The organism is Streptomyces sp. NPDC024632 (assembly GCF_055559175.1).
This window is the reverse complement of record NZ_JBVHLD010000037.1, coordinates 1-8,357: the sequence shown is the minus strand read 5'-3', so window position 1 is coordinate 8,357 and position 8,357 is coordinate 1. Positions and strand designations below refer to the sequence as shown.

Annotated in this window: 4 protein-coding genes; all 4 read left to right on the top strand. The window is 69.9% G+C overall.

Annotated features, from left to right (window positions below; all coding sequences use genetic code 11):
• Nucleotides 1-540 precede the first annotated feature (540 nt).
• Nucleotides 541-2,673 carry a WD40 repeat domain-containing protein gene (locus ACZ37P_RS38320; RefSeq protein WP_467351126.1) on the top strand — a complete coding sequence of 711 codons (2,133 nt, stop codon included), beginning with the start codon at nt 541-543 and terminating at the stop codon, nt 2,671-2,673.
• 215 nt (nt 2,674-2,888) lie between these two features.
• Nucleotides 2,889-3,800 carry an alpha/beta hydrolase family protein gene (locus ACZ37P_RS38315; RefSeq protein ID WP_467351125.1) on the top strand — a complete coding sequence of 304 codons (912 nt, stop codon included), beginning with the start codon at nt 2,889-2,891 and terminating at the stop codon, nt 3,798-3,800.
• 26 nt (nt 3,801-3,826) lie between these two features.
• The gene (locus tag ACZ37P_RS38310) at nt 3,827-5,884 is read left to right on the top strand and encodes a hypothetical protein (RefSeq protein ID WP_467351123.1); all 2,058 of its coding nucleotides are present in this window, start codon (nt 3,827-3,829) and stop codon (nt 5,882-5,884) included.
• Nucleotides 5,881-8,265, top strand: coding sequence for a WD40 repeat domain-containing protein (locus tag ACZ37P_RS38305; protein WP_467351121.1), 2,385 nt, complete (start codon nt 5,881-5,883; stop codon nt 8,263-8,265). The genes ACZ37P_RS38310 and ACZ37P_RS38305 overlap by 4 nt, the downstream gene beginning before the upstream one ends.
• Nucleotides 8,266-8,357 lie beyond the last annotated feature (92 nt).

The following is an 8,357-nucleotide window of genomic DNA, read 5'->3' as shown; positions in this document are numbered from 1 at the left end:
AACACCTCCCTCAACGGCATGGGAGCCCTGTCCGTTGCGCATCCCGACCTCACACCGCCCCGTCACCCCACCAGTGGCCCCACTGAAAACGCTCACTCAAAGCGCGACTTGCAGCGCAGGTCTCCAGGTACCTCGCCGCGAGCGGACTGCCTCAGTGCGCCCGCCAATCGCGCGGGGGAGACCTATCGCACCATGGGGCCAGGCTCGCTGATCGAGGTCCTGTAGGAATCCACTCGACATGCCGTTGTGACGGCAATCAGACCACGGAACACATTAACGACCAGGTTACCGATCATCCCGGAGAACTCTGTGCCCCGGTGAACACGCGGGTCCTACAGTGGAGGGCGAGGACGAGCATGAAACGGCCGGGGTGATCTGAGGGTGCGACAGCAGGACGATGAGCCAGCGGCTGGGGAATTGCAGCCAATGGACGGGGGTTGGGGGACGGCCCTGACCGAGCCGTCGGGCGCATCCCTCTTTGACACGCCAGCCGGTCTACACGAGGCGACGGAAGCCCGGATCACAGCCCGGCTCCTGGCCTTGGCCGAAGAGGCTCTCACCCACGACCGCCCCGACGTCCCCGCCTACATTCGGCGGCATCTGGCCGAACACGCGCACACCGCCGGGGTATTGGACCGGCGGATCCTCACCCCCCGCCTCCTGCCCCACCTGGACGGCGTACGCCTGCGCACCCTCACCGGCCGAGATCGTGTCGACGCCGCCCCGGGGTTGTGGGACGCCTTCCGCCGGGCCACCCACCAGTGGGACTTCAACCATCCCGCCCACAACGCCGTCCAGCTCGAACTCCACGCCGCCTCCCTCGGCACCCCCCTGACGGAGCGCACCACACGCACTGGCTGGCACATCCACTGGACCACCCCCGGTCTCCTCGGCACCGAAACCCTCGGCACCCACGACGGTCCGGTGGGGGCGGTGGCGACAAACACGCTGGGCGGTCGACCAGTTGCAGTCACTGGCGGCGCCGAGGGCATGGTGCGTGTCTGGGACCTTATTACCGGCCAGCCCATCGGCGCCCCCCTAGCCGGACACATCGGTGTGGTGATGTCGGTGGCGACTGCGGTGCTGGACGACCGGCTCATCGCTGTCACCGGCGGCGGCGCCGGCGATGGCACGGTGCGGGTCTGGGACCTCACCACTGGTCGGCCCATCGGCGACCCCCTCAGCGGACACGACGGCACGGTGTGGGCGGTGGCGACTGCGGTGTTGGGCGGTCGGCCCGTCGCTGTCACCGGCGCCGGCGATGAAGGCATGGTGCGTGTCTGGGACCTAGTCACCGGCCAGCCCATCGGCGGCATCCTCACCCGGCACACCGGTGCGGTGCTGGTGGTGGCGACTGCGGTGCTGGACGGTCGGCCCGTCGCTGTCACCGGCGGCGCCGATGAAGGCATGGTGGGGGTCTGGGACCTGGCCACCTGCCAGCCCATCGGCAGCCTCACCGGACACAACAGCGCGGTGCTGGCGGTGGCGGCTGCGGTGCTGGACGGCCAGCCCGTCGCCGTTATCAGCAGCGCCGACGGCATGGTGCGTGTCTGGGACCTGACCACCTACCAGCCCATCGGCGGCATCCTCACCAGGCAGACCGGTGCGGTGCTGGCGGTGGCGACTGCGGTGCTGGACGGCCGGCCCGTCGCCGTTACCAGCAGCGCCGACGGCATGGTGGGGGTCTGGGACCTGACCACCTGCCAGCCCGTAGGTGGCCCTCTTACCGGACACGGAGACGTGGTGGGGGCGGTGGCGACCGCAGTGTTGGAGGGCCGCCCCGTCGCCGTCACCGGCGGCTACGACGGCATGGTGCGTGTCTGGGACCTGACCACCGGCCAGCCCATCGGCGCCCCCCTCAGCGGACACCACGGTGCGGTGTGGGCGGTGGCGACTATGCCGTTGAACGGTCGGCCCGTCGCTGTCACCGGCGGCAGCGACGGCACAGTGCGGGTCTGGGACCTGACCACCGGCCAGCCCATCGGCGGCCTCCTAACCGGGCACACCGGTGCGGGGCTGGCGGTGGCGACTGCGGTGCTGGACGGTCGGCCCGTCGCTGTCACTGGCAGCGACGGCGACGGCATGGTGCGTGTCTGGGACCTGACCACCGGCCAGCCCATCGGCGGCCTCCTAACCGGGCACGACGGTGCGGGGCTGGCGGTGGCGACTGCGGTGCTGGACGGTCGGCCCGTCGCTATCACCGGCGGCGACGACGACGGCATGGTGCGGGTCTGGGACCTGACCACCGGCCAGCCCATCGGCGACCCTCTCACCGGCCACAAGGCGTCGGTGCTGGCAGTGGCGACTGCGGTGCTGGACGGTCGGCCCGTCGCTGTCACCGGCGGCGGCGACGGCATGGTGCGGGTCTGGGACCTGACCACCGGCCAGCCCATCGGCGACCCCCTCAGCGGACACCACGGTGCGGTGTGGGCGGTGGCGACTGCGGTACTAAACGGTCGGCCCGTCGCCGTCACCGGCAGCTACGACCCCAGCGGCGCCGACGTCGGCACAGTGAGGGTCTGGGACCTCGCCACTGGCCGGTCCATCGGCGGCCCTTTGGTTGTGCACATGATGTTGGAGGCTTTGGCTGCTGTTCGAGTGGACGGTTCTCCGCCTTTGATGGTGATGGCCAGCGATCGGGGACTAGTAGTCGCCCAACTGCCGGTTCGCTGAACGTGCCTGTGATGGTGTCTCCGCTGGGGCGATGTTGTCGGTCGTGCAGTTCATCAGGCGGCCCTGTGGTCATAGGTGGGGCTAACCGCGCGGCGTATGCCCGGGCTGCCTACCAAGATCCGGGAGCCGCTGAAAGGGCGACCTACGCCGTTAGCCGGTCAGTGTGCGGTTGTTTGTGGTGGGATGCGGCAAGGGACGCGAACTGGGGGTGTGTGATGGCGGTCGTGGTGGGTGTGCACGGCATCGGACAGCGGCAGTTGGGGCGGGCGCAGTTGGTGGGGGTGTGGGAGCCTTCGCTGCTGGATGGAGTAGAGGCTGCCGCGAAGAGGCCTTTGCCGGATCTGCCGTTCTCCTTTGATCTCGCCTACTACGGGCGCCTGTTCCTGGACGCGACTCCGCGCAAGGGGGAAGGCAGGAAGAGCGGCGAGGATACGGGTCTGCTGGCCGGGCTGACGCCGGAGGAGGAAGCGGAACTGGCGCAGGCTGCCAGCGAGACAGCCGGGGATGAGGCGCTGACGGCTGCGGAGCAGGAAGCGGCCAAGAGCTACACGCGGATCCCTGCGGTCCTGCGGGTGGGTTTCCGCGCGCTGGACTGGCGTTTCGGGCCTGGGGCCGCGCTGCTGTTCGCGGGGTCTTTCCGCGAGGTGCGGCGCTATCTGCGCGATCCGGTGCTGAAGGCGCGTGCCGATGAGGTGGTGGATGCTGCGGTCGGTGCTGACACGCGGGTGCTGGTGGGACATTCGCTGGGGTCGGTGGTGGCATTCGAGTTCGTCCGCCGCAACCCGGAGCACCGGCTGGATCTGCTGGTGACACTCGGATCGCCGCTGGGCGCGAGATTCGTGCGGGCACTGATGCCCGATGCCCGTTACGGCAAGAACGGCAAGGGCAAGAAGGGCAAGAGCGTAAAGGGTGACGAGGAGGGTCTTCCTGGGGGGCTGGGGGCTTGGGTGAACGTGCGTGATCCGCATGATCCGGTGGCGTTCGCCGGGGATCTGACCCGGTACTGGCCGCAGATCAGTGACAAGAAGGTCAACAATCAAGGCGATGCGCACGCGGTCAGCCGCTACCTGGGCAAGAAACAGACCGGTGCCGCGCTGCTGGCGGTGCTGCCGCTGGCCGGCCAGTGACCGGAGCGGCGGAGCGGCGGAGCGAGATGGTCGGGGAGGGCGGGTTTGAGATCCAGCGCCGCCACTTCGTGGCGATCGCGACCGGCCAGTACGACGACCCGAACTATGAACCGTTGGATGTGGGCGCGGAGGTCAGGGTGCTCACTGACTGGCTGTGCGCGCCGGGCCTGGACGCACGGGTTTTCACCCGCGCTCATCCGCAGCTGGCGTCGGATCCGACCGAGCGTGCGATCATCGACGCGCTGAAGAACCCCGAACCTCGCGCGCGGTGGCGGGAGAAGGACGCCGCGGTGGTGTTTGTGACCGGCCACGGCGCGACCAGTGACGGAGTGCACTGGACGGTTCTGAAGAGCAGCGAACGTGACCGGCTGCCGGCAACGGCGCTGCGTACAGCGGACTTGATCATGTGGCTGAAGGTGACGAGGGTCCTCCACCTGTTCCTCGTGCTGGACCAGTGCTTCGCGGGAAAGACGATCACCGAGGTCGCCGCGTTCGACAAGGACATTCCCGCCACCTGGTTGGTGCTTCCCAGCGCGACCCGGGACCAGGAGGCGGTCGAGGGCGCCCTTTCTGGCGCGATCACCAAATTCCTCACCGAACTCGGCTCGCGGGAGGGCGAGTCATACGCCGGTGAGAGGATCGAGTACCTCGACGTACAAGTGTTCCTTGACGGGGTACGGGGCCATCTCCGGCCGGGGCAGCGACTGGACCCGCTCCAGGGCAGCCAGATCTCCGGGCCGCACCCGTGCCTGCCCAACCCCCACTACAAAGCCCAGGGCTCCACCACCGTTCAGACTGCCCGCAGCGACCTGGCGATTCCGCAGGCCGATGTGGAAGCGCACTGGGGACCGCGGTCCCGCGGTGCCGCCCAGGCCGGAGCGGGCGGCTGGCTGTTCACCGGCCGCGAGCAGCTGATGCGGGACCTGATCGCCGCCGCCATCGGGGAGCCGGGGGCGACCGTCGTCACTGGCAGCGCGGGCAGCGGCAAATCCGCCGTCCTGGCCCGCCTAGTCACCCTCAGCGACCCTGCCTTCCGCGAGGAATATGCGGCACGGATCGGTGACATCCCACCCGGTCTGTGCCCGGACGAAGGTGCGGTGGACGTCGCGGTTCTGGCCACCGGGAAGAACCCCTCCGACGTCATCGCCCAGATCGCCGCCGCCCTTCACGTGCCCCCGCCGCCCACCACGAATGCCCAGCCGACACTGGAGCAACGGGTGGCCGCCTGGCAGGACTGGCTCACCGCTGGCGCAGGCAGGATGACCGTCGTCGTTGACGCCCTCGACGAAACACCGCACGCGGCGGCCATCCTCACCGGCGAGCTGGCCCGGCTCGACCCCGAATACACCCGGCTGCGCCTGATCGTGGGCGTGCGCTCACCCGGTGGCGACGACACCACATCTCCGGCCCCGCGCATCGAGCGCGGCGTCCCCCTGGCCGACCACGTCCAACGCACCCTGCATGCACACCGCATCAGCGTCGACCAACACCCCTGGTGGACACCCACGGACCTGGCCGACTACGCCACCGCCATCCTCACCACCACACCCGGCAGCCCCTACCGGCAGCCCGACACCGCCGACGCCGGTGAGACCGCCCGGGCGGTGGCCGGAGCCCTGGCCGAACGCGCCGGCACCAGCTTCCTGATCACCCGTATCGCCGCCACCAACCTCGCCCACCGCACCGAACACGTCTCTCCCACCGACCAATCCTGGCTCCACGCCGTCGACGAGGGCGTGACCGGCGTCCTGCGCCAAGACCTCGACACCTACTGCCACAACGACCCCGAACAGCGTCTCCAGACGGTGCACCTGCTGCGCGCCTTGGCCTTCGCCCGAGGCCGCGGCATCCCCTGGCGCCGCGTCTGGCCCGCTTTCGCGGACGCCGTCGCCGACGACCCCGACCGCACCTACGGCGACCGAGACATCGCCGACCTCCTCCACTCACCCTTCAGCGGCTACCTCACCACCGATATCGCCGACGCCACCACCGTCTACCGCCTCTTCCACGACGCCCTCAACACGACCCTGCGCGACCACTGGCACGACCTCCTGCACCCCGCCCCCACGGCCCCGACACCATGAACACGCCGGAGGACCACACCACCGAGGCCCGGATCACAGCCCGGCTCCTGGCCTTGGCCGAAGAGGCTCTCACCCACGACCGCCCCGACGTCCCCGCCTACATTCGGCGGCATCTGGCCGAACACGCGCACACCGCCGGGGTATTGGACCGGCGGATCCTCACCCCCCGCCTCCTGCCCCACCTGGACGGCGTACGCCTGCGCACCCTCACCGGCCGAGATCGTGTCGACGCCGCCCCGGGGTTGTGGGACGCCTTCCGCCGGGCCACCCACCAGTGGGACTTCAACCATCCCGCCCACAACGCCGTCCAGCTCGAACTCCACGCCGCCTCCCTCGGCACCCCCCTGACGGAGCGCACCACACGCACTGGCTGGCACATCCACTGGACCACCCCCGGTCTCCTCGGCACCGAAACCCTCGGCACCCACACCAACACGCGAATGCCTTTTGAGAACGCTGTTGTGGCGGTGGCGACTGCGGTGCTGGAGGGCCGGCCCATCGCCGTCACCGGCGGCTACGACCGCATGGTGCGGGTCTGGGACCTGAGCAGCAGCCGACCCATCGGGGAACCCCTCACCGGACACACCGGCAGGGTCTGGGCGGTGGCGACTGCGGTGCTGGACGGCCGATCCGCCGCCGTCACCGGCGGCTACGACCGCATGGTGCGGGTCTGGGACCTGAGCAGCAGCCGACCCATCGGGGAACCCCTCACCGGACACACCGGCCCGGTGACGGCGGTGGCGACGACGGTGCTGGACGGCAGACCTATCGCCGTCACCGGCGACGGTGGGGACGGCATGGTTCGGGTCTGGGACCTGAGCAGCAGCCGACCCATCGGCGACCCCCTCACCGGACACACCGGCCCGGTGACGGCGGTGGCGACTGCGGTGCTGGACGGCCGACCCGCCGCCGTCACCGGCGGCCTCGACGGCGAGGTGCGCCTCTGGGATCTGACCAGCGGCCAGGCCATCGGCGACCCCCTCACCGGACACACCGGCCCGGTGACGGCGGTGGCGACGGCGGTGTTGGACGGCCGGCCCATCGCCGTCACCGGCGGCTACGACGGCACGGTGCGGGTCTGGGACCTGGCCACCGGCCACCTCGCTGGGGAGCCCCTCACCGGACACACCGACAGAGTGGGGGCGGTGGCGACCGTGGTATTGGATGGCCGGCCCATCGCCGTCACCGCCGGCGGTATGTACGACCAGACGGTGCGGGTCTGGGACCTGGCCAGCGGCCAGGCCATCGGCGACCCCCTCACCGGACACAGAGGCTCAGTGGGGGCGGTGGCGACGGCGGTATTGGATGGCCGGCCCATCGCCATCACCGGCGGCCTTGACGGCGCGGTCCGCATCCGGGCCCTGCCTCCTTTCGTGTTTGACAAGCCCCTTGCCCACTGCACTCGCCCGATGGGGGCGGTGGCGACCACCGTGCTGGACGCCCGGCCCGTCGGCGTCACCATGGTGACGGTGGCGAGCGCCGTGCTGGACGACCGCCCCGTTGCTGTCAGCGCCAGTAGTGATAGCACGATGCAGGTATGGGACCTCATTACCGGACTGCCAATCGGCGACCTCCTCACCAGCCCAACCAACCGTGTGTTGACGGTGGCGGCCACGATCGTGGATGGCCGGCCCGCCGCCGTCACCGGCGGCGGCCGATACGACTGCACGGTGCGGCTCTGGGACCTGGCCAGCGGCCAGCCCGTCGGGGACCCCCTGACTGGACACACTGGCCCGGTGAGGGCGGTGGCGACGACGGTGCTGAATGGCCGGCCCGTCGCCGTCACCGGCGGCGACGACCGCATAGTGCGGGTCTGGGACCTGGCCAGCGGCCAGCCCATCGGGGAACCCCTCACCGCCCACACCGATGTGGTGTGGGCCGCGGCAACTTCGGTGCTGGACAACCGGCCCATCGCTCTTACTGCCAGCAGTGACAGCACGGTGAGAGTCTGGGACTTGACCACCGGCCAGCTCGTCTACGAGCCCCTCACCGGATACGACGGCACGGTGTGGTCGGTGGCGACGGCGGTGCTGGACGGCTGGCCCATTGCCGTCACCGGCAGCGACAACGGCACGGTGCGGGTCTGGGACCTAGCCACCGGCCGGCCCGTCGGGAAACCCTTCACTGGGCATAGGGGCGCGGTGAAGACGGTGGCAGCCACGGTGGTGGACGGTTGGCGCGTCGTCGTCACCGGCGGCAGGGACGGCAAGGTGCGACTTTGGGATCTGACTAGCGGCCAGCCCATCGGCGAACCCGTTGTCATCCACATGCCAGTTTCAGCCGTCGTCACAGGCGCAATGCTCCACGGCCACCCCAACACCGTGATCGCTGGCGAGCAAGGTCTGGTCGTGGCTCAACTTCCAACCCGCTACGACCACTGAGCGTTTTCAGTGGGGCCACTGGTGGGGTGACGGGGCGGTGTGAGGTCGGGATGCGCAACGGACAGGGCTCCCATGCCGTTGAGGGAGGTGTT